The organism is Glaciibacter kafniensis, from assembly GCF_039538945.1.
Lineage (GTDB): Bacteria > Actinomycetota > Actinomycetes > Actinomycetales > Microbacteriaceae > Cryobacterium > Cryobacterium kafniensis.
In genome coordinates, this window is record NZ_BAABCN010000006.1 from 89241 (window position 1) to 89627 (window position 387).

A 387-nucleotide genomic window follows, 5' to 3' on the forward strand; every position below is an offset into this window, starting at 1 on the left:
TCGTGAACTTCTTTGATCGGTATTGGGTGCCGTGATCGGTGTGGAACACGGCCCCCTTGACGATCAGGCCGCTCTTGCGGGCCGCGGTCATAGCCCGAACGATCAGCTTGGTGGTTTGTCGGTTGCTGGTCGCGTAGCCGAGCACCTGGCGGGTGGCCAGATCGATCACTGTCGCGACATACAACCAGCCCTGACGGGTCGCCACGTAGGTGATATCACCGACCAGGATCGATCCCGGAATCAATGAACCGAAGTCCCGGTTGAGCAGGTCGACCGGGTCCTTCAGCCGGGCGGCACGGGCCTTGGCGCGTTTGAATGATCGCTCCGCCAGCGGGGACATCAAGCCAAGCTCAGCCATGATCCCCGCGACTGTTTTCCGGTTCACGA

1 protein-coding gene is annotated in these 387 nt (G+C 61.5%); it reads right to left on the reverse strand.

Going from position 1 to position 387, the window contains the following annotated elements:
* The coding region (locus ABD791_RS11645) for a DDE-type integrase/transposase/recombinase (protein ID WP_345066582.1) at nucleotides 1-358 on the reverse strand (358 nt) is incomplete at its 3' end.
* Nucleotides 359-387 lie beyond the last annotated feature (29 nt).